General features: G+C 67.1%; 25 protein-coding genes. 13 read left to right on the top strand and 12 right to left on the bottom strand.

What is annotated here, in order from left to right; genetic code table 11:
- Positions 1-2 precede the first annotated feature (2 nt).
- Both OG326_RS16450 and OG326_RS16445 read left to right on the top strand, forming a co-directional pair.
- Positions 3-719, top strand: coding sequence for a DUF998 domain-containing protein (locus tag OG326_RS16450; RefSeq protein WP_327145513.1), 717 nt, complete (start codon positions 3-5; stop codon positions 717-719).
- Positions 716-1162, top strand: coding sequence for a YdeI/OmpD-associated family protein (locus tag OG326_RS16445; RefSeq protein WP_327145512.1), 447 nt, complete (start codon positions 716-718; stop codon positions 1160-1162). The genes OG326_RS16450 and OG326_RS16445 overlap by 4 nt, the downstream gene beginning before the upstream one ends.
- 28 nt (positions 1163-1190) lie before the next feature.
- On the opposite strand, the gene OG326_RS16440 is transcribed toward OG326_RS16445, so the two are convergent.
- Together OG326_RS16440 and OG326_RS16435 are read right to left on the bottom strand one after the other, a co-directional pair.
- The gene (locus OG326_RS16440) at positions 1191-1580 is read right to left on the bottom strand and encodes a VOC family protein (RefSeq protein ID WP_327145511.1); all 390 of its coding nucleotides are present in this window, start codon (positions 1578-1580) and stop codon (positions 1191-1193) included.
- A 39-nt stretch (positions 1581-1619) separates the two neighbouring features.
- Complete coding sequence (locus OG326_RS16435; protein ID WP_327145510.1) at positions 1620-2552, bottom strand: LysR family transcriptional regulator; 933 nt, start codon at positions 2550-2552, stop codon at positions 1620-1622.
- A 111-nt stretch (positions 2553-2663) separates the two neighbouring features.
- Here OG326_RS16435 and fdxA point away from each other — a divergent pair, with 111 nt between their 5' ends.
- Positions 2664-3008 (top strand): ferredoxin, encoded by a 345-nt coding sequence (fdxA, locus tag OG326_RS16430; protein ID WP_327145509.1) that lies wholly within the window; start codon positions 2664-2666, stop codon positions 3006-3008.
- Positions 3009-3069: 61 nt separating this feature from the next.
- Complete coding sequence (locus OG326_RS16425) at positions 3070-3444, top strand: VOC family protein (protein WP_327145508.1); 375 nt, start codon at positions 3070-3072, stop codon at positions 3442-3444.
- 10 nt (positions 3445-3454) lie between these two features.
- On the opposite strand, the gene OG326_RS16420 is transcribed toward OG326_RS16425, so the two are convergent.
- The gene (locus tag OG326_RS16420) at positions 3455-4099 is read right to left on the bottom strand and encodes a TetR/AcrR family transcriptional regulator (RefSeq protein ID WP_327145507.1); all 645 of its coding nucleotides are present in this window, start codon (positions 4097-4099) and stop codon (positions 3455-3457) included.
- 142 nt (positions 4100-4241) lie between these two features.
- On the opposite strand from OG326_RS16420, the gene OG326_RS16415 reads away from it, so the two are divergent.
- Positions 4242-4907 (top strand): SRPBCC family protein, encoded by a 666-nt coding sequence (locus OG326_RS16415; protein ID WP_327145506.1) that lies wholly within the window; start codon positions 4242-4244, stop codon positions 4905-4907.
- A 93-nt stretch (positions 4908-5000) separates the two neighbouring features.
- Here OG326_RS16415 and OG326_RS16410 read toward each other — a convergent pair whose 3' ends face one another.
- The gene (locus OG326_RS16410) at positions 5001-7232 is read right to left on the bottom strand and encodes a bifunctional SulP family inorganic anion transporter/carbonic anhydrase (protein WP_327145505.1); all 2232 of its coding nucleotides are present in this window, start codon (positions 7230-7232) and stop codon (positions 5001-5003) included.
- A 211-nt stretch (positions 7233-7443) separates the two neighbouring features.
- Positions 7444-9672: a SulP family inorganic anion transporter gene (locus tag OG326_RS16405; RefSeq protein ID WP_327145504.1), complete on the bottom strand. Its 2229-nt coding sequence runs from the start codon at positions 9670-9672 to the stop codon at positions 7444-7446.
- Between the two features lie 336 nt (positions 9673-10008).
- On the opposite strand from OG326_RS16405, the gene OG326_RS16400 reads away from it, so the two are divergent.
- Together OG326_RS16400 and OG326_RS16395 are read left to right on the top strand one after the other, a co-directional pair.
- Positions 10009-10737, top strand: coding sequence for a S1 family peptidase (locus OG326_RS16400; protein WP_327145503.1), 729 nt, complete (start codon positions 10009-10011; stop codon positions 10735-10737).
- Between the two features lie 119 nt (positions 10738-10856).
- Positions 10857-12011, top strand: a complete 1155-nt coding sequence (locus OG326_RS16395; protein ID WP_327145502.1) for a lipase family protein — start codon at positions 10857-10859, stop codon at positions 12009-12011.
- Positions 12012-12020: 9 nt separating this feature from the next.
- Here OG326_RS16395 and OG326_RS16390 read toward each other — a convergent pair whose 3' ends face one another.
- From OG326_RS16390 to OG326_RS16375, 4 genes are all read right to left on the bottom strand, one after another.
- The gene (locus OG326_RS16390) at positions 12021-12377 is read right to left on the bottom strand and encodes a hypothetical protein (protein ID WP_327145501.1); all 357 of its coding nucleotides are present in this window, start codon (positions 12375-12377) and stop codon (positions 12021-12023) included.
- 133 nt (positions 12378-12510) lie between these two features.
- Positions 12511-13428: an alpha/beta hydrolase gene (locus OG326_RS16385; protein ID WP_327145500.1), complete on the bottom strand. Its 918-nt coding sequence runs from the start codon at positions 13426-13428 to the stop codon at positions 12511-12513.
- Positions 13429-13520: 92 nt separating this feature from the next.
- Positions 13521-14201 (bottom strand): DUF6875 domain-containing protein, encoded by a 681-nt coding sequence (locus OG326_RS16380; protein ID WP_327145499.1) that lies wholly within the window; start codon positions 14199-14201, stop codon positions 13521-13523.
- Positions 14198-18148 (bottom strand): amino acid adenylation domain-containing protein, encoded by a 3951-nt coding sequence (locus tag OG326_RS16375; RefSeq protein WP_327145498.1) that lies wholly within the window; start codon positions 18146-18148, stop codon positions 14198-14200. The genes OG326_RS16380 and OG326_RS16375 overlap by 4 nt, the downstream gene beginning before the upstream one ends.
- Positions 18149-18342: 194 nt before the next feature.
- Here OG326_RS16375 and OG326_RS16370 point away from each other — a divergent pair, with 194 nt between their 5' ends.
- The 6 genes from OG326_RS16370 (at position 18343) to OG326_RS16345 (ending at position 24608) form a co-directional block, all read left to right on the top strand.
- Positions 18343-19743, top strand: coding sequence for a glycoside hydrolase family 27 protein (locus OG326_RS16370; protein ID WP_327145497.1), 1401 nt, complete (start codon positions 18343-18345; stop codon positions 19741-19743).
- Positions 19744-19911: 168 nt separating this feature from the next.
- Positions 19912-20607: an SGNH/GDSL hydrolase family protein gene (locus OG326_RS16365; RefSeq protein WP_327145496.1), complete on the top strand. Its 696-nt coding sequence runs from the start codon at positions 19912-19914 to the stop codon at positions 20605-20607.
- Positions 20608-20763: 156 nt separating this feature from the next.
- Positions 20764-22215, top strand: a complete 1452-nt coding sequence (locus OG326_RS16360; protein WP_327145495.1) for a class I adenylate-forming enzyme family protein — start codon at positions 20764-20766, stop codon at positions 22213-22215.
- Complete coding sequence (locus OG326_RS16355) at positions 22212-23441, top strand: acyltransferase (protein ID WP_327145494.1); 1230 nt, start codon at positions 22212-22214, stop codon at positions 23439-23441. The genes OG326_RS16360 and OG326_RS16355 overlap by 4 nt, the downstream gene beginning before the upstream one ends.
- Positions 23423-24217 carry a phosphosulfolactate synthase gene (locus OG326_RS16350; protein WP_327145493.1) on the top strand — a complete coding sequence of 265 codons (795 nt, stop codon included), beginning with the start codon at positions 23423-23425 and terminating at the stop codon, positions 24215-24217. The genes OG326_RS16355 and OG326_RS16350 overlap by 19 nt, the downstream gene beginning before the upstream one ends.
- Positions 24210-24608 carry a VOC family protein gene (locus tag OG326_RS16345; protein WP_327145492.1) on the top strand — a complete coding sequence of 133 codons (399 nt, stop codon included), beginning with the start codon at positions 24210-24212 and terminating at the stop codon, positions 24606-24608. Before OG326_RS16350 ends, OG326_RS16345 begins: the two co-directional genes overlap by 8 nt.
- 33 nt (positions 24609-24641) lie before the next feature.
- Here OG326_RS16345 and OG326_RS16340 read toward each other — a convergent pair whose 3' ends face one another.
- From OG326_RS16340 to OG326_RS16330, 3 genes are all read right to left on the bottom strand, one after another.
- Positions 24642-24992, bottom strand: a complete 351-nt coding sequence (locus OG326_RS16340) for a nuclear transport factor 2 family protein (protein ID WP_327145491.1) — start codon at positions 24990-24992, stop codon at positions 24642-24644.
- Entirely contained in the window at positions 24985-25584 is a 600-nt protein-coding gene (locus tag OG326_RS16335; RefSeq protein ID WP_327145490.1) for a TetR/AcrR family transcriptional regulator, read from the bottom strand. Before OG326_RS16335 ends, OG326_RS16340 begins: the two co-directional genes overlap by 8 nt.
- 141 nt (positions 25585-25725) lie before the next feature.
- Entirely contained in the window at positions 25726-26505 is a 780-nt protein-coding gene (locus OG326_RS16330) for a GAF and ANTAR domain-containing protein (protein ID WP_327145489.1), read from the bottom strand.
- Between the last annotated feature and the right edge of the window lie 10 nt (positions 26506-26515).

The raw sequence follows: 26515 nt of genomic DNA, 5'->3' as shown, positions 1-26515 counted from the left end.
TCATGGCGGTTTCGGTACACACTGACCGCTGCGATCGCGAGACGGCGGTGACGCGGTCGCTGCTCGGGTACGGCATCCTGGCCGGCCCCTTCTATCTGATCGCCGGCCTGATCGAGGCGTGCACCCGGCGGGGATATCGCATTGCCCACGACGATCTGAGCCTGCTGGCCAATGGCCGACTCGGCTGGATCCACATCACGGTTCTGGTCGTGACAGGGGCGATGGTCCTGACGGCGGCGGCCGGATTGCGCCGGGCTCTGGCGGGGAAGCCCGGCGGCGTCTGGGGGCCGGGTCTGGTCGGCGGGTACGGGGTCGGGTTGATCGCGGCCGGGGTCCTGGTCGCCGATCCGATGAACGGTTTTCCGGTCGGCACGCCGGCCGGGAAGCCGGTGCATCCGACGTTCCACGGAACCGGTCACCTGATCGCCGGTGCAGTCGGTTTCGCCTGCCTGATCGCGGCAATGTTCGTATCCGCCTGGGCATTTCGCCGCACGAACCGCCCAGGCTGGGCGTGGTACTCGCTGGTCAGCGGTGTTGTATTCCTGGCAGGCTGGATGGGCATTGCCACCGGCTCCGACAGCGCGGTGATCGTGCTGGCGTTCTGGGTCGCGGTCGCCGCCGGTTTCGCCTGGCTGGCCGCGGTGTCCGCCCGGCTGTACCGAGCACTCGCTCCCGCACGAGAAGCACTGTCTCCCAGCCGAGAAGGAGCCCCGCAATGAAATTCCGCACCACCGTCGAGGCCACCGGAAAGAACACGACCGGGATCGAGGTGCCCGCGGACCTGGTCGCGGCGCTCGGGGCCGGTCGCCGCCCACCGGTCGCGGTGACGATCAACGGCTACACCTACCGGACCACCATCGGCGTGATGGGCGGGCGGCAATTGCTCAGTGTCAGCGCCGATATCCGCGCCGCTGCCGGAGTAGCAGCGGGCGATGAGGTGGACGTCGAACTCGAACTCGACACCGCACCCCGCACCGTCGATGTCCCCTCCGACCTCGCCGCCGCCCTGGACAAGTCCCTGCGCAACACCTTCGAGCAGCTGTCCCACAGCCGCAAGCAGCGCCTCCTCACCCCGATCGAACAAGCGAAAACCCCCGAAACCCGCCAACGCCGCATTACCAAGGCCATCGACGAACTGCGCGCCGCACAACCGTCAGGCTGACCGACCGAACGGCCGCACGGACAGTCGATTACGCACGCCGACCCAGTCCAGGGCGTTTCGAATAGTCGGTCAGGCCGATGACATTGCCCCAGGGATCGGCGACTTCGACCGTCCAGCCCGTACCGACCTCGAAGGGCGCGGCCAAAGGCGCGACACCGAGTTCGGCCAATTGCCCAGCGGCCGCACGGGCGTCGGGAACCTCGAGCCACAACCGCATCCCCGGCGGCGCGCCCTCCCCCGCCCGCGGATCGCTACGAACCATGATCCCCGGAGCCTCCGCACCTGTCGCGAACAGCGCCAGCCCCCGCTCAGGCACCTCGAACTTCATGACCAGACCGAGCTTGCCCCCGTAGAACTCCTTGGCCGCAGCCAATTCGCCGACCGGGACGAGCACATTGTCCACTCCGAGTATCTCCATCGCCTCATGAAACCAGCCCGAACGGCCCTCGGGCCGGGTTTATCCGAGCCGGTTCGTTCGTGCCTGCTCTATGCGTGCGGCGAGTTCGACCAGGTCCTCGGCGGGACCGCTGGGAGGGGTCCGGCGGTGCCAGATGGCGCGGAACTTTCGGGTCAGGATGACGCCGTCGGCTAGGGGTACCTCGTGGAGGGTGCCTGCACGGAGCTCGTGCGCCACGATGAGACGGCTGACGACAGCGGGTGCGGCACCGCTGCGGGCAGTAGTGAGAATCGCTGCGGCCGAGCCGAATTCGGCGGCCGGTTGCGCCGGGGCGCCGTGAATTTCGAGTGCTTCCCATACGGTGTCCCGGGTCCCGGAACCCTTCTCCCGCCACAGCAGCGGGGTGTCTGCGAGTTCGCGCGGCGTCACCGGACGGCGGCGAGTCGCCCAGAGATGCGTCCGGCCGACAACTACGACGAGCTCATCGGCGACGAGTACGCGGCTGCCCAACCCCGCCGGAGGATGGGGCCCTTCGACAAAGCCGAGTTCGGTCTCCCGGTCGCGCACCGCCACGGTCACCTGCCGGGAGTTCGCCACATCCAGTTCCACGGCCAGCTCGGGGCGGATCTTCCGCAATGCGTTCAGCCAGTGCGGAATTCGATGATCCGCAATAGTCGTCGAGGCCAGAATGCGCAGGCTCGGGCGCGCGACGCGATGCAGAGCCGCGACTCCTTCCGCCAGTTCCAGCGCGGCCGCCAGCACCGGCCGACCGAGTTCCACCAGGGTGTGCCCGGCGTCGGTCAATGCCGACCCGGTGGGCCCGCGATCCAACAGCCGCAAGCGAATTCGCCGCTCCAGGGCTTTGATCCGCATACCGGCAGCAGGCTGGCTGATGCCGTGCCGCCGCGCGGCCGCGCCGAGACTGCCCAGCTCCGCCACTGAGACAAGCAGATCCAGCACCTCCAGATCGGGTGTCCCGGGCGGCAAGCTCATAAGGACACCTTATGAGGTGCGTGGCGTCAGGCCGCTACCCGATCGCCTGCGCGAGCAACAGGATCGTAGATATCCCCCGGTCGCGGGGCCAGTACCTCAGAGGAGAACATCGTGACGTTCGTAATCGGCGCGGCATGCGTAGACGTACTCGATCGGGCCTGCATCGAGGAGTGCCCGATGGATTGCATCTTCATCGGCAACCGGATGGCCTACATCCAGCCCGACGAATGCACCGACTGCGGGGCCTGCGAACCGGTCTGCCCGGTCGAGGCGATCTACTACGAGGACGACATGCCGCCCGGACAGGAGCAGTTCGTCGCCGAGAACGCCCGCTTCTTCGACGAGCCGCTGCCCGGGCGCACAGCACCACTCGGGCATCCCGGCGGCACGAGAGGTGCCGGCGCGCTGGGAGTCGATACCCCCTACGTGCAGGAATACCAGCCACTTTCGCAGTAGGTGGGCGATCGTGCGCAGTGAGCACCGATGAATTCGGCAGGGTCGGGTCGTCCTCATTTTCATGACCAAGACGACATGTGCCGGTGTGCTGACTGTGGCTGTTCCCGTGACCGACCAGGACCGCAGTAAGGCGTTATGGCAGCAGCTCGGGTTCGAGACCCATATGGATGCCGAGTTGCAGCCGGGCTTTCGATGGCTGGAGTTGCGGGCGCCGGGGGCCGATACGACGCTCTCGTTCGTGCGCGCGTCCGAGGAGTTGCCCGCCGGGATCGACACCGGGATCCGGCTGGCGACGCCCGATGCCCGCGCCGCGCACACCACCCTCGCCGAGCTCGGATTCAGTGTCGGCACGCTGCTCGAATGGGAGACCGCCCCACCGATGTTCGCATTCCTCGATCCGGACGGAAACCGCTTCTACATCACTCAGACCGACTGAACGCACATCGTCAGCGCGGCAGGAGCGTACCCAGTTCATCGGCGAAAAGGAGCGCCGGGTCGAACTCCATTCCGGCGAACTGGCCGGCCAGTTCGAGGGAGAGGACGCCGTGCAGGCGAGTCCAGAACGACAGGGCCTGATGCAGGGTCGCGGCGGGGACCGGGTGACCCGCGGCCCAGCCGCCGTGCGTCTCGAGGTGGATGTCGAAGGGTGTTGGGGAGCCGCCGCGGGGCTGCGCGGCGAACGCCTCGAGCAGGACCGACATGATTTCCGAGGAGATCGCGGTGGTGTCGTCGGGAGCGTGGTAGCCGGGGGTCGGGGTGCCGTAGATCAGGAAGTAGCGCTGCGGGTCGCGCAGCGCCCAGTCACGTAGGGCGTGGGCGAGCCCGGCGACGTCGGCGCCGGAGTCGAACTTCGCCCGGAGGGTATCGGCGAGGCTGCGGTAGGCGTCGCGGATGAGCTCGGTGATCAGGTCGTCACGGCTGGCGAAGTACGAGTACAGGGCCGGGCCGCTCATGCCCACGAGTTTGGCAATGGCGTTGAGAGACAACGCCGATACACCCGCGGTGGCGATCTGCTCCCAGGCGTGCTTCTTGACTTCCTCGCGCACCTGGGCGCGATAGCGCTCCCGCGAACCCGTCCGGCTCGGTGCCATCGTCGACCGCCTCCTCTCAGAACTGATGACTTAGAGGCTATCAGCATCTCTACCCTCCCTCAGATTTCTGATTGACACCCATTCCGTTCACTTATAACCTCTAAGTAAATCGAGTGCAATTAGAGGAAACCGAGGAGCGACCATGTCCCACCCGCACATCCGCCGCCGCCCCACCGCGCGCACCGCCCTGTTCCTGATCCCACTGGCGGCCGCGATCACACTGACCACCACCGCATGCGGCAGCAATAGCAAGTCCACCGCCGGCAACCCGGGTCCGACCACAACCTCCGCCATGCCCGCCGCACTGACCTGCGGCGGAGCCGGTATCGACAGCAAGGCCCCGATCCACTACCGGACCGAGGCCTTGATCAAGGCGCCACTGCAGACCATCTGGAATCTGCAGACCGATGTCGAACACTGGCCCGCGTGGCAGCAGCCGGTCGAGAGCAATAAGCGCCTGGACCAGGGACCGTTTCAGCCGGGCTCGCAGTTCCGCTGGACAACTCCGGTGCCCGCCACCGCCACCACCCCGGCGACCACCCTCGTCATCACCTCCACGGTCCAGAATGTGCAGCCGGACAGCTGCATTCGCTGGAGCGGGCCCGCGGTCGGCGACGGCCTGAACATCGACAATGGCGTGCACGTCTGGAATTTCACCGAGGTCGGCGGCGGCGTCCTGGTGCGCACCGAGGAGAACTGGAGCGGCACACAGGTCGAGGCCGACGTCCCCACCTCCACCGCATTCCTCGGCGCGGGCCTCGAGGCCTGGCTGAAGGACCTGAAGGCAGCCGCCGAGGCGCACGCCTGAAGACCACGCCGATTCCGCGAATAGTTCACTGCCACACGACGAAACGAGCCCCCGGTCGATGAAACCGGGGGCTCGTTCTGTGACATGGAGCGGTCAGTGAGTTACTGCTGCCAGGGCCGATAGGTCAGGGTCCGATATCTCGGACAGATCATCGGCGGTTATCTGCAGCACCCTGGCGGTACCGATGTCGAAGAACAACCCGGAGACCGCGATCTCGCGCTGCTGCATGGTTCTTCGGATCACCGGGTGCGCGCGCAGGGTTTCCAGCTGGACCGCGACATTGACCATGGCCAGCTGGTCGGCCGGATCGAAACCGGCGGCCGCGGCAGCCGTGCCCACCGGATGACCCCGGTGCCAGCGGTCGACACTGGCGTCGGCATTGGCCAGCCAGTCCCCCAGGCCGGGGCCCGCGGGAACTCCGCCGAGCAGGGCCTTCATCGCCCCGCACCCCGAATGTCCGCACACCACAACCTGATCCACCCGCAACTCCTCCAGGGCGAAGGACAGCGCCGCCTCGATGGAGTTGTCACGACCGTCCTTGGGAATCAGATTGCCGACATTGCGGACGGTGAACAGATCGCCGGGCCCGGTATTGGTGATCAGGTTGGGAACGATCCGGGAATCCGCGCAGGTCACGAAGAGCGAGTGCGGATTCTGCCCGTCCCGCAGCTCGTCCATGTGCGGACGCACCACGTGCGCATTACGACGGTGATAGGCGGCCACACCGGTGGTGATCGGATTGCCGTCCGCACGCCACGGGCGCAGCACGCCGTCCAGCAGCCCGCGGGCCTGACCGCGCACCGGCGGTCCGGTCAGGGCATCGGCCATGGGAGCGGACCCCAGTTCCACGAATTCGACTCGCCCGCCATGGGATTCGTGCTGTGCGGCCCAATCGTGAATGGCCTCGTACGCCGCATGATCGAGGAAGTCGACGCTCAGCTCGACCAGCGCGTGCGCACCCTCGGGCACCTTGGCCAGTTCGGCGGACAGCTTCGGCAGCGCCAGGAAGGTGCAGGTGCCGTCGATGCTGATCAGCCAGCGGTCGGTACCGGTCACCGGAGTCGCCGACACCGAAACCCGCACCACCCGCCACAGCAGCAGCGCGAAGGCCAGCAGCAGCCCGATAAGCACACCCTCCAGCAGGTTCAGGAAGACCACGGCCACCACGGTGACCAGGTAGATCATCAGATCGCCGGTGCGATGGGCGAGCCGGATGTGCGCCAGCTTCACCAATTGGATGCCGACCACGATGAGCAGTCCGGCCAGCGCCGATTTGGGAATCTGCTGCACCACCGAGACCAGGGCCACCGAGAACACCAGGATCCAGATGCCGTGCAGGAACGCCGAAGCACGGGTGCGGGCGCCGGCCTGCACATTGGTGGCGCTGCGCACGATGACACCGGTGACGGGCAGTCCGCCGAGCAGACCGGAGGTCACATTGGCCGCGCCCTGCGCCATCAGTTCCCGGTCGAAATTGGTGCGCGGGCCGGTATGCATCTTGTCGACGGCGACCGCCGACAGCAGGCTTTCCACGCTGGCGATGAGCGCGATCGTCAGCACCGCGAGGGCGACCGCACCCCATCCGCCGGACGGGATCTCCGGCAGGCCGATGGCGTCGAAGAGCGAGCCGCTCAAGACGATTCGCTCCACATTGCCAGGCAGGATCAGCGACAGCCCCGTGCCGATGGCGACCGCGACCAGCGGGCCGGGCAGCACCCGCAGGCGTCCGGGGGCGTACTTCCAGCTCAGCATGATGGCAATGACGACGGCGCCGATGAAGAAGTCATCGCCGTGCAGCGAGAGCAATTCGTCGGGCATCTCGGTCAGGTTCTTCCAGGCGCTGCTGCGCGAGGATCCGCCGAGCAGCACATGCAGCTGCTGCAGGGCGATGGTGATACCGATACCGGCGAGCATGGCGTGCACCACCACAGGCGCGATGGCCAGTGCTGCGCGGGCAATCCGGCTGAGGCCGAACAGAATCTGCAGTAGACCCGCGGCGGCGGTGATGAAACAGGCTGTGCGCCAGCCGAATTGGTTGATGGTCTCCGCGACCACCACGGTCAGACCGGCGGCCGGGCCACTGACCTGCAGCGGCGAGCCACCGAGCATTCCGACCACCACGCCGCCGACCACAGCGGCAATGAGGCCGGCGGCGATCGGCGCGCCGGAGGCGACGGCGATGCCGAGAGATAGCGGTAGCGCAACAAGGAATACGACTATGGAAGCAGGAAGATCGTGGCGCAAAAGCGTGACAGACCAGCGGTCCGCACCGCTGCGGAGCGGCGCGTCGTTACCGCCTGGTGGTGAATCGGTGTCGGTGGACATCTCGGCTCCTTCTCCGGATCGGATTGACCCGGAAGCGTCGAATATGTTCTGTGGGCATCGAATTGCTGCTGTGGACAGCGTTGGCCACAGACTCACCGGACGAGCTTCGCCAAGATTAGAAGTAAAGACTTAGTAAACCCTGAGAAAAGCGAGGCCACAATGTAAAACGGGCGTGAATCCTTACGGATTCACGCCCGAAAAGCGGCCTACGTCACACCGGCAGCACCGCGCTGACAGTTTGCAGCCGACCGCCTACATCCCCGATCTCGGCAAAGCCGTCCACCGTGACCTCGATGACGCGAGCGGTCGCGATATCGAAGAACAGACCGGACAGCACCACTCCCCGTTCGACCACGCCCCGGCGCACCACCGGATGCGCGTACAGGGTTTCCAGCTGCACAGCCACATTCACCATGCCCAGCTGATCGACCGGACCGAATCCCGCGGCCGCGGCGGCCAGCGCCACCGGATGCCCGAGCCGGTACAGGTCCAGACTGGGCCGGGCATTGGCCAGCCAGCCGTCGAGTTCGGAGCCGGTCACCAATTCCGAGTGCAGCGCCGCCATCGCACCGCAGCCGGAGTGCCCGCACACCACCACCGACCGCACATCGAGCTTGTCGAGGGCGTAGATGAGCGCGGCCTCCATCGAGAAGTCCTGGCGATCGGCCGGCACCAGATTGCCGATATTGCGGATCGTGAACAGATCGCCGGGACCGCTATTGGTGATCACATTCGGGACGATCCGGGAGTCGGCGCAGGTGATGAACAGCGAATCCGGTTCCTGCCCATCGCGCAGCACATCGAGGTGCGGACGCACCACATGCGCGTGACTGCGGTGGTATGCCGCCACGCCCGCCACGATCGGATCGACATCACCGCCGGAGCGCCGCCACGGCGCCAGCGCCTCATTGAGCATGAGCCGCGAATCGCCGCGCGCGGGCGGGCCGTCGGTCGCGCCGTCCATGCGCACCGAGCCCATCTCCACGAACTCGACGGTGCCGCCCCCGGCGCGGTGCTCGGCCACCCATTCCTCGATGGCGTCGTAGGCCGCGTGGTCCAGGAAGTCCACGGTCATTTCCAGGGTCACGTCCGCACCGGCGGGCACCCTCGCGAGCTCGGCCGCGAGCTTCGGCAGCGCGAGGAAGGTGAAGGTGCCGTCGACGGTGACCCGCCAGCGATCGGGCCGCACGGCTTCGGCGTGCACCGAGACCCGCACCACCCGCCACAGCAGCAGCGCGAAGGCCAGTGCGAGCCCGACGAGCATGCCCAGCAACAGATTCCAGAACACCACCACGATGATGGTCGCCGCGTAGACGATCAGATCGCCGGTGCGCTGGGCGCGGCGCACGTGCGCGAGCTTGATGAGCTGAATGCCCACCACGATGAGCAGTCCGGCGAGCGCGGCCTTCGGAATCTGCCGCACCACCCCGACCAGCGCCACCGAGAACAGCAGCACCCACAGCCCGCACAGCATGGTCGAGGCCCTGGTGCGCGCTCCGGCCTTCACATTGGTGATGCTGCGGACGATGACCGCCGCCACCGGCAGGCCGCCGATCATGCCGGACACCATGTTCGCGACGCCCTGCCCCATCAGTTCCCGATCCAAATCGGTACGGCGCGAGGCGTTCTGCCGGATCCGATCGACCGCCACGGCCGATAGTAGGGTCTCCACACTCGCGATGAGCGCGATGGTCACCGCCATGAGCGCGACCGATGCCCAACTGCCGTGCGGCAATTCGGGCAGGCGCAGTTCGTCCAGCAGCGAGCCGTTGAGCACGATGTGCTCGACCCGGACCGGCAGCACCAGTGCGAGCGCCGTCGCCGCGACGACCGCGACCAGCGGGCCGGGCACCGCGCGCACCGGTGCGGGCATGCGTTTCCAGGCGACCAGAATGACGATCACCAGCAGGCCGACGGCGAGATCGCCGCCGTGCACCGAGCGCAGCTCCTGCGGCAGCCCGGCCAGGCTGTCCCACGAGGAGCTCAGGGAATTGCCGCCGAGCAGCACGTGCACCTGCTGCAGCGCGATGACTATGCCGATCCCGGCGAGCATGGCGTGCACCACGACCGGCGCGATGGCCAGTGCGCCGCGCGCTATTCGGCTGAGCCCGAACACTATCTGCAGCAGTCCGGCCGCGACGGTGATGAAACAGGTGGCGGCCCAGCCGAATTGATTGATCGATTCGGCGACCACCACGGTGAGACTGGCGGTGGGACCACTGACCTGCAGTGTCGAACCGCCGGCTAGTCCGGCTACCACCGCCCCTACGACCGCGGCTATCAGGCCGGCGGCCACCGGGGCTCCGGCGGCGACGGCAATACCGATGGACAGCGGCAACGAGACCAGAAATACCACTAGCGAAGCCGGTAGATCGTGGCGTACCAACTCGGCGAGGCCTGGAAGCGACGTCCGGGGAGGCTGTTCGGTGTCGGTGGACATATTTCTCCTTCGCCGGCACGGCGGAAGCCGCCCGGTTCATCGGTCAACATGTACTGGCATCGAGAGCGAGCTGCGGGCGAGGCTGTAGACAGCACGACGCGCTATGCAGAACGCGGTAATCGTAAAGACTATGCAAAGGATCCGGAAAGAGTTTGCGGCGATTACGGTGAACCGCTATCAAACTGTGACCTGCGCCACTCCCGCCCGAGAGTAGACGTCGGCCATCGCCCGCCCAAATCGTGGCAATCAGACATTCAATACAAAACAGGCCGGTTGGTGTGTTTGACTGGTTCGGTTGCAGCCCATCCGCACGACTTCCCCTACGGGAGGTTCGACATGTTGGCTCTCGGCAGGATCCTGACCAGTATCGGATCGATTTCGGCCGCTTCGATTCTCGCCTTCGGGCTGACCCCCGGGACGGCCGCGGCCGACGGTCCCGCGGTGCTGGGCGGCGGCTCCGGTATCGCGATCAGCACCGACGACCCTCAGCTCTACGCACTGTGCACCGTGACCGCCGTCGGATTCGACGGCGGGAACCGGCTGGTCGCGATGACCGCCGGACACTGCGGTGAGATCGGCGCCTCGGTCTGGTCGGAGGGGTCGGTGCGCACCGGTGTGATCGGCAGGGTGGCCGAGGTCGACGAGTACTGGGACTGGGCGATCATCGAACTCGATCCGGCCAAGGTGGTTCCGGTGCGGCAGATCACGCAGAGCGTGGTGAATGGAATCGGTTCGCCGCCGGGGCTTTTGGAGACGGTGTGCAAGAACGGGCGCACCACCGGGTTCACCTGCGGACCGGTCTGGCAGACGCTGCCGGAGGGGTTCAGCAGTCATGTGTGCGCCGATCACGGCGACTCGGGAGCACCGGTGCTGGTCGGCGACCGACTGGTCGGCATGGTCATCGCCGGGCAGCTCCTGGACCTCGGCAGCGTGGTGCTGCAGATGCCCTCCTGCACCGACCCCGCCGACCCCCTACACGAGCCCGACCTCTCCACCGGTATCGGCAATGTCCTGACCAGTATCGATCAGCACGGTGGCGCCGGAGCGGGCTTCCGGTTGTTCTGATCCGAATCGACCTGCCGCGCGACCTCCGGTGTGCCGGGTCACCTTGCAATGCCGACATGGTTGGCGAATAGTCAGCAAATACTGCACGGTTGCGCCTGGCGATTCAGGAGGGTCTTTCGATGCGTGGGCTTCGCAAATGGACCAGCGCCGTCATCGCGGCCACCGCGTCGGCGAGTATGGCGGTCGCCTTCGACGCCGGGCCCGCGGCCGCGGATCCGCCCGGGACATTGATCTCGGCCGAACCGCAATCGGACGCCTTCCACGGAATCCCAGGCGGATCGGTCGTCCGATACTGGATGGCCAGTTCCAACGGCGCGCCGAAGCAGGCCAGCGGAGCACTGTTCGTCCCGGCCGGACCGGCGCCCGAAAACGGCTGGCCGATAGTCGCATTCGATCACGGCACCACCGGTCTGGGCATGGGCTGCGGCGGTAAATCCGATCCGAGCACCGCGCCGTACGACCACTTCATCGCCGATGAGGACACCATCATGCGATCACTGGTCTCCCAGGGGTACGCGGTGGTGGCTCCCGATTATCTCGGGCTCGGGCTGTACGACACCGGCCCGCATCCGTACCTGGAACTGCAGAGCGAGGCGACCGCCACCATCGATATGGTGCGCGCGGCCCGCGCGGCCCGTCCCGAGCTGTCGGGGACCTGGGCGGTCCTGGGTCTATCGCAGGGCGGTCAGGCCGCCCTGGCCACCAGCCATCTGCAGGCTATCTACTCCCCCGACCTCGACTTCCGCGGCACCGTCGCCATCGATCCCGAATCCGATGTCGAGAAGGCGCTCACCATCGCCGGTCCCACCACCCCGGCCATCCCCGGCACCGCCGAGACGGTCGGCTACCTCACCGACATTCTGGCCGGGCTGCGCGCCGCACGTCCCGACGCCGCCGTCGACAGTTACCTGACGCCGCTGGGGCATTCCGTGCTCGATCGGATCGGGACCATGTGCCAGCCGCAGATCAATGCGACCATCAGCGATCTGGGCATCGGCCAGCTGCTGAGCCGGCCGCTCGCCGACGGCCCGCTCATCGGGGCGGTGAACAGCTATATGGCCGTGCCGACCACCGGCTACAACAGGCCGATCCTGCTGCTGCTCAACGCAACCGACACCAGTGTGCCCTCGCCGCTGCATGCCGCCCTGGCCGCCCAGTTCGCCGCGAACGGGGTCGATTTCCGGAGCGTTGTCGGGACCGGCGGCCACACCCAGCTCAATCCCCAGATGTGGTCCGCCCTCGACGATTTCCTCGCCGCCCGGGTCCGGTCGTGAGCCGCTGAATCAGCTCGCGGGGTTCAGGGTCACCTTCACGGTGACCCGGCCCTTGTCGTCACGCTTGGCGATCGCGAGCCCCGTGCGATCGGAACCGTTGAGGTGCAAGGAGATCGGGCCGCCCTCACCCAGGAAATTGCGCCACCACGACTTCGAATCCGCCATGGCGACACCGATGGTGAGCGTGTCCCCGGAACGCCAGTAGTTCACCGGGGTGCTGAAGGTCTTGCCCGAGCGCCGGCCGACGTAGGTGATGACCACAAATCCGCGACCCAGCAGCGGGCCGATCACGGGTGCGTCGATCAGCTTGACGATCACACCGTTCATGCCGCGCGCGGCCTGTCCCAAAACCGATCCGAGTGCCATGCTTCCTCCTGCTCGTCTCCGGGAGTCCGCCTGCCGCACAGCCGCCCGCCCCCGGCGCCACCAATGATCTTGCTGCTTCGACAACCAGCCTACGACCTCGCGGCCACACTATCGACCGCTGCCGGATCGGTGACTAGACGCCGAGGGCGGCGGCGAAGACCGGCCAGGAGTCGTGCAGGTCGTCCTGCCAGTAGGGCCAGGCGTGGGTGCCGTTGCGGAAGACCGCGGTGGCCGGGATGCCGAGCGCGGCGAGCCGGCCCGCCAGGGCGGCCGCACAGCCGTGCACCACCGATTCCATACTGCCGCCCACCGTGAGGCGATCGGTCAACCGGCCGACGTCACCGCCGATCGACGGGTCGGCGAGGGTGTCGTGCACGCCGGGCAGGCCATTGCCGGCCGAAAGGTAGAGCGCCACACCGCGCAGCCGGTCGGCATTGAGCACCGCATCGTGTGCCGCCCAGGCCGGATTGCCGGGTCCGCCCCACATATTGTCGGCGTTCGCGCCGAACAGTTGCAGTTCCGAGCGCACGACGGCCGCGGACATCGGATCGGCGGTGCCCGAGCAGCCGCTGAAGGCGCCGACCGCCTGATATCGGCCGGGCGCCTCGATCGCCAGATCCAGGGCCGAGGTCGCCGACATCGATGTTCCGGCAATGGCATTGCGGCCGGTCAGGGCGAAACGATCGGACAGCGCCGCGGGCAGCTCGTCGATCAGGAAGGTCGACCACTTGTTCCGGCCGAGCACCGGATCATCGGCCGCCCAGTCGGTATAGAAGGAGGCGCGACCGCCGATCGGCTGAATCACATTGACCTGCTTGTCCGCGAAGAACTGCGCGGCATCGGTGCGATTGGTCCACGGGCCGCCGGACTCACCACCGTCGACGGCATTGAGCAGGTACAGCGCGGGCGCGGGACCGTCGGGGTGCGAAACCCAGACCGGGATGGTCCTGTCCATGGCGGGCGAGTAGACGTCGACCTCGAACTGCCTGCCACCCAGCGGCCGGACATCGACAATCGCCGCCGCCGCCGGGGCGGCCGACACCACTGGCATCAGACCGGCAAATACGGCGGTCAGGGTGGCAAGACAAAGCGGTAGCCGGCGCATTACTGGAGTATCCCCCGTCAGAGATCCGTTTCCCGTCATCACCGCGCGTGTTCGCCCGCGGAGTGCATGCGCAGCGCGGTGATCTCACCTGCCTCCGGACCGACCACCCGCATTCGTTCGGCAATCGCCCAGCGCAGCTTCCCGGGCAGGTCCGGCGCGAATCGGGTGAAGTACGCGTACAGCCATTCGGTCCGGGCGACCAGGAACGGGAAGTCGGTGCTCATCATCGGGCGGAGCACGAGCATCGGCACCGGGGCGTCGAGGGGATGGAAGTCGCTGTTCCACAGTCCCGGGACGGTGCAGCCCGGATAGAACTGGCCGAGCATGAGGCCTGCCGCGACCGCCTGTGTTTTACGAGCACGGTGCACGGCATCGATCAGCTCGTGGCGGCTCAGGTCCGGGAAGAGGGTGACAAGCGTCAAACCCCTGGAGTCCGCGGGGTTTTCCTGCCGCAGTCGCGCATACACCGCGAAGGCGTCGTCCATCACGCCCTGCATGCCCTCCGTGGACCAGTCCGTGCCGGTGGCCGCACCGGCCCACAGCAGTTGCCTAGTGGTCGTATGCCGCATGAACGGGCACACCGGGCCCGGACGGCCCAGTCCCGCATGGGGTTTGAGCAGATGATCGCTCACCCACCGCACCAGCGTCGCGGCCGCCGGGCCCTGCTGTTCCCAGCGCTGCGGCTCCCCGTACACATTGCACCAGGTCACCCCGCTCATCCGGCGTCCTCGCGCGCGAGGTGGGCGGCGAGCAGTGGGCCGATGACCGCGACGGCGTCGGGGTTGGTGAGCTGGGCGTGGGTGGCGGCGACGGGATGTTCGTGGAGCGCGCCGGAGATGTACGGGCGCCACATCTCCGCCCCGAACGATTCGGTCACGCCGCGAGTGGCCGAGAAGTACAGCAGGTCGCCGTCGAAGACGCCGGGGCGGTAGCCATGGGACAGGCGCACGCCGTCGACGTAGCCGTGATGCAGGCGGGTGAGCTGCTCGGCTGTGAGGCCGGTGCCGAAAGAGGCTGCCGCGGCGGCCAATTCGGCGGCGGCCTGGTCGGCGGTCAGGTCCGGCAGTGCATCACCGTCCTCGGGTTCGTCCCCGAGCAGATGGGTCAGCAGATCGCGCATGCGCGGGACCGGTGGCGGCGGCATGTCCTCGGGGAAGACGATGCTGTCGAGCATGACCAGTGTCGCCACGGTGGCAGAGCGCTCACGCAGGCGGACGGCGATGGCGTGTGCGATCTGGCCGCCCAGCGACCAGCCGAGCAGGTGGTAGGGGCCGTGCGGCTGCACTCGCAGGATCTCGGCGGCATAACCGTCGGCGAGATCGTCGATGGTGACGTCCGCGCGCGGCTCACCCTCCAGGGTCAAAGCCTGCAAGCCGTACACCGGACGGTCCGTGAGGTGGCGGGCCAGTCCGGCGTAACACCAGGCCAGCGGGACGGCCGAGTGCACACAGAACAGCGGGGGCCGGAAACCGTTGCGGTGCAGGGCCAGTACTACGCCCAGGGCGTCGTCGGTCGCGGAGCTGCCATCGTGACCGGCCAGGCGATCGGCGAGTTCGCGCACCGTGGGTGCGGTGTAGAGCCAGCGGACCGTGACCGGCAGGCCGGTGGCCGCGGCAAGCTGGGCCGAAAGTGCCACGCCGAGCAGTGAATTGCCGCCGGATTCGAAGAAATCGTCGTCGAGGCCGGCGCGGGGAGTTCCGGTGATCGCTGTGAAGTGTTCGGCGACCAGGCATTCCAGCTCGGACTCGGGTGCGCGGTAGGGGCGCTGAACGGGCGTCGGCACGGGTAGTGCGGCACGATCGATCTTGCCGTGCGCGGTGACCGGCAGCTGAGCGAGCTCGACCAACTGTGCAGGAACCAAGGCCGCGGGCAGGAGTTCACGCAGGCGCCGAGTCAAAGCGGAGTGATCGAGTCGAATCCCCTGCGCAGCAACGATATAGCCGATCAACCGGGTTCCACCCACACCTTCGTGTGCCGTGACGACAGCGTGTGAGATCTCGGGCAGCGCCGTCAGCGCGGCCTCGATCTCGGCGGGCTCGGCGCGGCGCCCGCGCACACTCAACTGATCGTCGGCCCGGGCGAGGAACTCCAGGCTGCCGTCCACCGCCGAGCGCACGAGATCACCGGTGCGATAGATCCTTTCGCCCTTTCCGAACGGGTCCGCGACAAAGCGCTGGGCCGTGCTGCCCGGGCGGCCCCGGTAGCCTTCCGCCACACCGGGACCACCCAGATACAGCTCACCGGTTCCACAGCGCGCGGCCGATCGCAGCCGGTCGTCCAGGACCAGCGCGCGCACTCCGGGCAGTGGTGCGCCGATCGGCACCGGCCCGCCGGCGGTCAATGCCGCGGATTGGGTTGCCATGACGGTGGTTTCGGTCGGGCCGTATCCATTGAACAGTTCCAGATGCGGCGCCCAGCGTCGTACCAGTTCGGCGGGACAGGCCTCACCGCCCACCACCGCGACCCGCAATCCCGGCACCTGATCGGGGGTGAGCGTCGCCAGTACCGCCGGGGTGGTGAGGAAATGGGTGATGGCGGCCTCTTGCAGCAGGGCGGCCAAATCGGGTCCGGCCACCACCGACGGCGGTTCCACGACCAACCGCGCCCCGCTCGCGAATGCGGCCAGCAACTCCAGCAGATGGGCATCGAACGACGGGGCGTGCGCATGCAGGATCCGTGAATCCGGATGTACTCCATAGTGTTCGACAATGTGATCGGTGAGCGGGCCGAGTCCGCGATGAGTGACGGCCACGCCCTTCGGCGTACCGGTCGTGCCCGAGGTATAGATGAGGTAGGCCGGATGCTCGGGGAGAAGTGGCCGTGTTCGCCCGGATTCCTGGATCGGTGCGCCGGAGCGCTGGCGAACTCGCGCGACGGTGTCCGCATCGTCCAGGACCACCCAGCCCGGTCCCACCGGGAGCCCAGAACGGTCGGCGCTCACGGTCATACCCCATCGCGCGCTGGAATCCGCTGCGACGGTGACCAATCGCTGCGCGGGGTCGGCGGGATCGACCGGAACGAAGGCGGCTCCGGTCTTCGCCACGGCCCACACCGCGAGCACCGATTCGGCCGATCGCGGCACCGCCAGCAGCACGAAATCGCCCGGGCCCGCGCCCGCCTCGATCAGTTCGCGTGCCCACCGCGAAGACATCTCGTCCAGCTCGCGATATGTCCAGGTACGCGTACCGTCCTGCACCGCGACCCGGTCGCCGCCGCGTCCGCTGATCACGTTCCCGCACAACAGATCCGGCAGCAACCGGTCGGTGCGCGCCGCCGCGGTGACCGGCAGCGCACGGTCCGAGCCCAATGCTCGCACCGGCTGCTCCAGGTCGGCGAGGAAGTCGTCCAGGTACGCCAGAAACTGCCGATGATGCCGGGCCAGCGCCTCCGCCGAGTACATCCGCGAGTTCGCCTGCATATCGATGACGATCGACCGGTCATCGGGACCGATCTGATAGCCGTTGACCAGCAGATCCTCCACCGGCCCCAGCGCCAGCAGCCGAATTTCCGCGGTGAGCGGCCCGATGCGCGGGGTCTCGACGAACCTGAGCATATTCAGCACAGGTCCGAAACCGCCTCGAACAGTGTGATTTTCGCCCAGACCCCGCTGCATGTCCTCATACCGGTACCGCTGATGCCGAAGCGCCCCCACCACGCGCGCCCGCACCTGCGCGACCATCTCCCCCGCCGTGGCGACACCGAATCCGCTCAGCCGCAAGGGAACCACGTTCGACACCGATCCACCCGACTGCCGCAGCGCCGCGCTCGGCCGCGCCGCCACCGGCAGGGACAGCAGCACCTCGTCCGCACCCGTCATCGCGGCCAGATAGCAACCGAACGCGGCAATCGTCAACTCCGGGAACAGATGCCCGAACCGCTGCCGCACCAGGGTCAGCCGATCCGCGGTCTGCTTCGGCAGCGTCGCTCCCACCCGGTGCGGTCGCAGCCCGGCGGGTTGCACACCCGCCAGTCGCGCCGGTTCGCCGACCCCCGCCAACTGCTCCACCCAGTACTCACCATCGGAGTGCGCCCGCGCGGAATCGGCGTAGGCCTGTTCCTCCTCCAGCAGCTCACCGATCGTCATCGGTCCTCGCGACGACCCGGTGGATGCGAGGGGCGAACCTGTTGCAGCGGCATACAATTCGGCCGTTCGGCGCAGCACCCCGGCCGCACCCATGCCATCGAGCACAATGTGGTGACTGCGCAGATACAGCAGATTCACCTCCGGCCCGACCTGAAACAGTGTGGCGACCGTCAGCCGATCGCTGAGCAGATCCAGCGGCGTCCCGTAATCCCGATCCATCGCCTCCCGCGCCACCGCAATCGGATCGGCACACCCACTCACATCCTCGAACCCCACCGCCCCGAACGCACCGGAGTCCACATACTGCCGCGGATACCCCGCGACAATCCGAAACCGCACCAGCGGCGACTGCAACTCCCGAGCCGCCCGCCCCGCACACTCCCCCAGCAATCCCACCTCGAGCGGCCCCCGCAACTCCAGATACAGAGCCACGGTATTGGCCACATCCGGATACAGCTGCTGCGCTACCCACCACCGCAATTGTGTAGCGGACAGCGCGAACTCGGTGTCCTCACCACCCCCGCCACACGCCACCGCACCCACAGTTCCCCCCACACCCAGGTCCCCGTCGACCCGCGCCAACGCGCCTCCTCACGCCCGAACAGCAGGGTTTGAACCGTCAACCAGCAAACCTACGGCATCGCCCGACAACCCACCCGGTACCGCGCACGACGGCGAGTTCGATTCCCCGGACGGCATCGAGCCGCCGACAGCGGTGGCGGTACGCTACGGCGTCCGGTGAGACCGGATCTGCACGACCGAAAGGAATATCGAGCGTGCGTATCCGGGAGTGGGCTATCGCGGCGGTTGCGGCCGGCTGCCTGGCGGGGGCGCTCGGTGCGGATGCGGGGGTTATTCCGACTCCGGTGCGGGCTGCGCCGGCGGTGGGGGTGCGGGCGGTGCCGCCGATGGGGTGGAACTCCTGGAACTCTGGGATCTCGTTGTCCGACAAGAATATTCGGGCGACGATCGATGCCATGGTGGCGTCCGGGATGCGGGATGCGGGGTATCGGTATGTGAATCTCGATGCGGGGTGGGCCGCGCCGACACGGGATAGTCAGGGAAATCTGCGGGCTGATCCGGGGCGGTTTCCCGGGGGGATTGCCGCGCTGGCGCAGTATGCGCATGACCGGGGTATGTATCTCGGGTTGTATTCCAGTCCGTACAACCAGGTCTGCGGGCAGACCACGCGGAATGCCTCGCTGGGGCATGAGGTGGCTGATGCTCGCACGTTCGCCGCGTGGGGCGTCGATTATCTGAAGTACGACTGGTGCCGCAATGATGCGGACCTCGGCGATCAGGTGCGCGCCTTCACCGCCATGCGTGATGCCCTGCGGGCCAGTGGGCGGCACATCATCTACAGCATCAATCCGCACAGTTCGGCGAATCCGGCGGCGGACGCCGGCTACGACTGGTCCACGGTCGCCGATATGACCCGCAATAACGGTGATCTGATTCCGCTGTGGCAGAACACTTTCTTCACGGTCCAGACCTACGGCTACTCGACCAGTTCGTATCTCGGCATCCTCGATCAACTTCACGCCGCCGCGCCGCTGGCCGCGCGCAGCCGTCCGGGGTACTGGAACGATCCCGACATGCTGGTGGTCGGCGTCCCGATCGCCCGGTTCTTCGGCGTCCAGCTCAGCAATACACCCGATTTCGCGCTCCCGGACAGGCTCACCCCGGACCAGACGCGGCAACTCGCCTCGGGCGTGCCGCTCTCACCGGAAGCGATTGCCCGGCTGGGTGATCTGCAGGAGGGCCTCACACCCGATGAGCAGCGCGCCCATTTCTCGCTGTGGGCCATGCTCGCCGCGCCGTTGCTCGCGGGCAATGACGTCCGCACCATGACCGAGCAGACGCGGGCACTGCTGACCAATTCCGAGGTCGTCTCGATCGATCAGGACGCACTGGTCGCGCAGGCCACGCCGCTGCCGGGCGACGATCGAGTGCTGACCAAACCGCTGGCCGACGGCTCGCTCGCGGTGGCCCTGATCAATCGTGGCGGCCTCGCCACCACCATCGAAACCACCCTTGCCGCACTGGGCCTGCCGTCCGGGCAGTCCTATCAGGTGCGCGATCTCTGGGCGCATACCGGTGATACCACCACCGACCGGGTAGCGGGCCGGGATATCCCCGCGCACGGCGTGGCACTGCTGAAACTCACCCGCTGCTGAGCGATCTCGGACCGAATCCGGGCCTATCCGATTAATGCGTCAGCTTCTGGGTATTCCTTGACCCCGCTCGGCACCGTCGCGCAGACTGTCGGCGTGCGTCGCACCCTGTTGGGCTGGCTTGCTGCCGGTTTCGCTGTTTTATCGGTTTCCGTAGTGTCGTCCTCGGTCGTGGCTTATCACGAGGACGCGCGTTCGCGGCCGGCGGTGGTCGCGCTCGTGCACGGGGGCCCGCACGCGGTGAACGCCGCCACAGCGAACCTCCCGGTGCTCGCGGTCGTCGGCGCATCGTTCTCCGCCGGTACCGGAGCCGCCTCTCCCACCCAAGCGTGGCCGCAGGTGCTCGCGACCTCGATCGGATGGCGCGCGGTGGTCAGCGCCGATTCCGGCGCCGGCTACCTCGTCGGCGGTGCGCATTCACTCGGCCCGCTCAATCGGCTGCTCACGAAACTCGATCTGCCGCATCTGAAGCCCGCACTGGTGATCATCCAGTCCGGTCACAATGATGTCGGCCAGCCCGATGCGCGCGTGCGCGCCGGAGTAGTGCAGCTGATCCGGGAGATTCACGCCGAATCACCCACCTCCGCCATCGCCGTGCTCACCGTCTTCCCGACCGGCGACCATCCCTCGAAGATCGTGTGGGACACCGACTCCGCCATCGTCTCCGCCGCGCGATCGGCCGATCCGGGCGTGTACGTCTTCGATCCGCTGGTATCGAGCTGGCGCTTTCCGCGGCTGCCCGACCAGTTACATCCGACTCCCGCGGGGCATCGCTGGATTGCCGACCAACTCGCGTCGGACCTGCGTGCCGATGGTCTTGTCCACAATCCCGCCCAGGTGCCCGCCGTGCGCAGGCCGACCGCCTAGCCGGAGTTGACGGCAGGTTCGCCGGACCGCACAGCAGGTTCACAGAACCGGGAAACGGGTATCACAGGTTCGGCGACGACCATGTGAGGAATGGATGCGGTGACCAAGTGTCAGGATCCAGCCGAGGACCCTTCGCACGCAGAGACACTCGTGACGATGATCGCCACGCGCGCCGATCTACATGCCTCGAAACCGATATTCGAGGATGCGCGCAGCGGCCGGACCGTCACCTACAGGCAATTGCACATCGCGGTATCCGAATGGTCCCGGCGCCTCGACGCGGTCGGCGCGGGTCCCGGCGCGGTGGTCGTGGTCGATGTGCCCGACCCGCTGACCTTCGCCGTGGTCTTCATCGCGGTGATCGCGTCCGGGCGCTGCGCGCTCCCGGTCGACCCGCGCGCCCCGATCGGCGAACTGCTGCGGGTGCTGCTCGGTGTTCGCCCGGTCGTGGTGGTCGGCACCCGACCTGAGCTGGCCGTGGTCTGCGACGCCCTGTTCATCTCCCCGACCGCCGAACCTGTGCGCTCCGGCCCGATATCGCTGGCGCGCCGCGGCTCGGTACTGCTGTCGACCTCCGGTTCGACGGGGGAACCGAAGGCCGTCCCTCTGACCGAACAGCAACTGCTGCATGTGGCGGGCGCGGTGGTGCGGCACCATCGGCTCACCGATCAAGACCGCGGCTACAACTGCCTGCCGCTGTTCCATATCAACGGCGAAGTGGTCGCGCTGCTGGCGACGCTGACCGCGGGCGGCTGCCTGGTACTGGATCAGCGGTTCCACGCCTCCGGATTCTGGGAACTGCTCGCGAGCAAGCGGATCACCTGGCTCAATGCGGTGCCCGCGATCCTGTCGGTGCTCAGCGGCGATCTCACCGGGCACGAAAGCGCCTGCACCGAACTGCGTTTCATCCGTTCCGCGTCCGCACCGCTGCCCAGTCTGGTGCGCAAGCGGATCACCGCGGCCAGCGGTGTGCCGATCGTCGAGAGCTACGGCATGACCGAGGCGGCCAGCCAGATCACCGCCACACCGCTGGACGGTCCGACCCCCCTGGGTTCGTGCGGTCGCCCGGTGGGGGTGCAGCTCGAGATCCGGGACCAGAACGGCGCGGTGCTGCCACCGGAACAGATTGGGCGCGTGCATATTCGGGGCGCCGGGGTGATCAGCGGCTATCGCGGTGGTCGCGCCCGCGATCGTTTCGATGCGCAGGGCTGGCTGGATACCGGTGATCTCGGCCGCGTCGACGCCGCCGGATTTCTGTATCTGACCGGGCGCAGTGACGATGTGATCAATCGCGGCGGCGAACTGCTGTATCCGCGCGAGATCGAAGAGGTCCTGCTCGCCGATCCGGGCGTGCGCGATGTGGTGGTGGTCGGCCGCAGCGATCCCGTTCTCGGTTGTGTACCAGTCGCTTTCGTTGTATCGACACTCCCCCAGCGGGACGGTGGAATGGCATTGGCGCAGCAGCTGCACGATCATTGCGCACGTCAGCTGACCAGCTTCAAGCGTCCCGCCGAGATTCGGTTCGTCGATGATTTCCCGCGCGCGGCGACCGGCAAGGTGCGTCGCCATGTCCTGCGCAGCCAGGCTCACGATGCGGTCGGAACATGAGTACCGACGCGGCAATTCGTCCGCCCGAGACGGCAGGTCGCCGGCAGAAGCGGCCCTACCTGCATCAGATCGATCTGTTCCGCATCCTCACCTTCGCCTGTGTCATCGCGGTGCACGTCATCGGCGGGGTGAACGATTCGGGAAGCGTCGCGGCGAACGGCGCCATGGCGCTGCTGCACTTCACTCGCTACGCCTTCTTCGCGCTCACCGGATTCGTGCTGATCTACCAGTTCGCGAACGATTCGTTCCGCGCCAGGAACTTCTGGCCGCGGCGGTTCGCGCTGGTGGGCATTCCGTATGTGGCCTGGTCGGTGGTGTATTGGGCCTATTCCATCTATCTGGGCCAGAACTACGGCTCGGTGGGCTGGCTGCTGAGCCGGCTCGGACTGGATCTCGTCTTCGGCACCGCGTACTACCACCTCTACTTCCTGCTGGTCACCATGCAGGTGTACCTGCTGTTCCCGCTCCTGCTGCAGCTCCTGCGGCGCACCGAAGGCCGGCACCGCTGGGTGCTGATGGTCAGTGCCGCACTGGAATTGCTGTGCCTGTGGTCCCTCACGTATCCGCCGTTCACCACCGGTTTTCCGGGGCAGCTCTGGGTGCACCTGTACGCCACATTTGTTCCGTACCAGTTCTTCACCGTGCTGGGGGCCATCGCCGCATGGCATATCGATGCGGTCCAGGCCTTCCTGCGCCGATATGCCCGGGTGCTCGCGACAGCCGTGATCGTGACGGCCGTTGCCGCGGAATGGGATTACCAGCGCCTGGTGCACGGCGGTATGCCGCCGTGGATGGCCTCCGGTGAGTTCATGCCGGAGCGGATCATCTGGTTCATCGGGGTGACGGTGGGGCTCTATCTGCTCGGGACGCTCTGGGCCGCACAGCGACAGGATCACGATCTGCTGGCCCGCGCGGTCCGCTACGGAGCGGATCGCTCGTTCGGAATCTTCCTGATCCATCCCCTCATGCTCGAGATTCTGGCTCCTGCCTTCGTCTCCTGGGGAGCGACGATCGGGCATTTCTGGGAGACCGTCCTACTGTTCTTCGCGGTCGTGGCGCTGTCGCTGATCGGGACCGAGATTCTGCGCCGCAGCCCCGGAAGTCTGTGGCTCACCGGACGGCCCATGCTCCGCACCGATCTGTCCGTGCTGATCCCCCGGCGATTCCGTACCCCGGCGCCCGCCCGCGATTCCTGCAAGGAGGTCGTATGTTCGCCCACACCCTGAACCTGCCCGGCCGGGATGCCAAGCCGCGCGAGCGCGGTCTCACCATGGTGATCGACCCCGGACTTCCGAACAGCTGCTTCTGCGACATCATGGCGAGCTACGGCGATCTGATCGACTATGTGAAGTTCGGCTGGGGCACCTGCCTGGCCACCTCCGGCATTCTCGGCAAGACCCGCGCCGCCCGCGACAATGGCGTCGAATTCTATTTCGGCGGAACCCTTTTCGAGAAGTTCCTGATCAACGATCGGGTCGACGAATGGTACAAGCTCTGTAGTGACGCGGGCGCCACCGTGGTCGAGATCTCCAATGGCACCATCCCGCTGTCCAATGCGGAGAAGGCCGGCTACATCCGGCAATTCGCCGACGAGTTCACCGTGCTCTCCGAGGTCGGTTTCAAGGATCCGGTCCGCTCGGAGACATTGTCGCCCGCCCGCTGGATCGATTACATCCAGCAGGATCTCGACGCGGGTGCGCATTTCGTGATCGCCGAGGCCCGCGAGAGCGGCCGCAGCGGTATCTGCCGCCCGGACGGCGAACTGCGCTACGGACTGATCGAGGAGATCGCCGAATCCGCGATCGATGTGAACCACTTGATGTTCGAGGCTCCGACCAAGGATTTGCAGATCTATCTGCTGCGGCGTTTCGGCCCGCAGGTGAATCTCGGCAATATCCATTCCAGTGAGGTGATCGGGCTGGAAACCCTGCGGCTGGGCCTGCGCGCCGACACCCTCACCGATTTCGATTCGCTGGTGGCGCAGGAGCAGACCCATGCGTGAGATGCGCGATGCCTTCCACCTGGCCATCCCCGCAGTCGATCTCGACGCCGCGGAGGAATTCTACGTCCGCGGTCTCGGCGCGAAACTGGCCCGCCGCTACCCCGACCGCATCACCCTCGACTTCTTCGGCGATCAGGTCGTCTGCCATCTCTCGGACAGGATCGATCACGAACCCGACCTGTATCCCCGCCACTTCGGCGTGACCTTCCGCAGTAGAGAGGATTTCGATCGCCTGGTGCGTCTGGCCGAAACCCGCAAACTCCCCTTCTACGCACCGATATTCACCCGCTTCGCCGGGACCGCCGAAGAACACCTCAGCTTCGTCCTGCGGGATCCGTCCAATAATCTCCTGGAGTTCAAGCACTACCTCGACCCCCGCATGATGTATTGAGCGGTCCCGGCCGGGCCGGCCATCGACAACCGGCTACGACGCCGGCAGGAAGAATCCGGTGATGTCGGCGAGTTTGCCGTCGTGGTGGCGGGCGGAGCTCACGCCCGAACCCACGGGCTCGCCCTGCGCGCCGACCTGGGTCCAGCGGGCGAGTGAGCGGTCGTGATGGGCGAGCACCTCATCGATGCGGAAGCGGTGGCCGGGGAACGCGTCCGCGAAACCCTGCATGTACGTGGCCAATTCGGCGCGGTTGCCGACCTCGGTCCCGGGGTCGCGGTAGGTGACGTCGTCGATCGCGACGGCGGCGAGTGCGGCGGGCCGTGCGCCCGGGTCGGCGGACCAGCAGGCCGAGTAGCTGTCCCAGAGTTGTTGTTCGTCAGTCATTTTCGTTCCCCTCGGTAGCGCCGATCGACGCCAGTGCGCCGTCGGTGATCATGTGCAATTTGGCGGCCGGAGCACCGGCGCGAACCAGGACCAGCAGGCCCTGATAGGTGGCGAGCAGCTGTGCGGCAAGCACTTCGGCCCGGACGCTCTCGCGCAGCTGCCCGAGTGCTCGGGCCCGGGTCAGGGCATCGTGGAAGCCGGACTCGATAATGTCGAGTCCGCGCTGTACGCCCGCCGTGGCTTCGGGAAGGCCGAACGATTCCACCGCGGTATTGGTGACAAGACATCCCGGATCGCGCTCGACCCCGGTGTCGATCGCCGAGACGAAGAAGGACCGGATGCCCGCCACGGGATCCTGTGCGGCGGCCATATGCTGCCGCACCCGGCCCTGGACGACCTCGATGTTGTAGGCGTCCAAGGCCGCACAGAACAGGTCTTCCTTATTACTGAACTCCCGGTACAGACTTCCCGGATGCAACCCGGTCGCCTCGGCCAGTTCACGTGTCGAGGCGCCGAGGTACCCGCGCCGGCGAAACAGCTGCATCGCAGCCGAGAGCACCTGCGCCCGATCCCACTGCTGTGTACGCCCCATCGAAACTCCCATAGTTGAACGAGCGCTCACAAAAATACACACGGTGGCCGCCGACGTCAATGCCGGGGATCGAGACGTCCTCGCACTCGCCGATCAATGCCTGCTTGCGGTCACCGCAGCGAACGGAGGAGGGCTCGAGATCTACTCGGGTTCACTATCATTCGCGCCGCTTCCACCGAAATCACTCCGGTCCGCGAGCCGGGTCAGGACAGCGGTCGCGTCGACTTCGCGGGTGATGACCGCGCGCGCGAGATCGGCCAGGCGGGTATTGGTGTGGCGGGCGTGGGCACGTAGTGCTTGGAATGCGGCGTCCATATCGAGGCCGCCGCGTTCGGCGAGCAGACCCTTGGCCTGCTCGATGACGACGCGAGTATTCAACGCGCCCTGCAGGTGTGCGGCGACGGTGAGGTGATCGGCCAGCACGCGGGCGTGCAGAATGCCGATGGTCGCGACATCGGCGAGGGCCTGGGCGATCGCGACCTGGTCCTCGTCGAGCCGGCCGGGGCTGGTGGCGAACAGGTTCAGCGCACCGATGCGTTCCTCGCGCAGCCGCATCGGCAGCGCGTACACCGACCGCACGCCGTCCTCGCGGGCGCGCCGCGCGAAGGCGGGCCATCTGCCCTGATCGTGGTCGAGGTCCTCGACCAGCACGGCGCGTCCGGTGCGGAACGCGGTCAGGCACGGTCCGGCGCGGGATTGCAGCTCGAACAGCTCGAGCAGCCGGGCCCCTTCGCTGGTGGAGGACAATACCTGCAGCTGGTCGCGGTAGTCGACGAGCAGCACTCCTCCGGCGGTGACCGGCAGCAGCGCGACCGCCGCATCGACCAACTCCTGGGCCAATTCGACCGGGTCGTAGTTCGCGACCAGGGTGTCGGCCAACTGCACGAACGCCGCGATCAGCGCACGCTCTCGCCCAGTCATCGTTCGAACC

Origin of the sequence: Nocardia sp. NBC_01327, assembly GCF_035958815.1 — a bacterium.
Classification (GTDB): domain Bacteria; phylum Actinomycetota; class Actinomycetes; order Mycobacteriales; family Mycobacteriaceae; genus Nocardia.
Note: the sequence above shows the minus strand (reverse complement) of the source record. Positions and strands in the feature narration are given on the sequence as shown.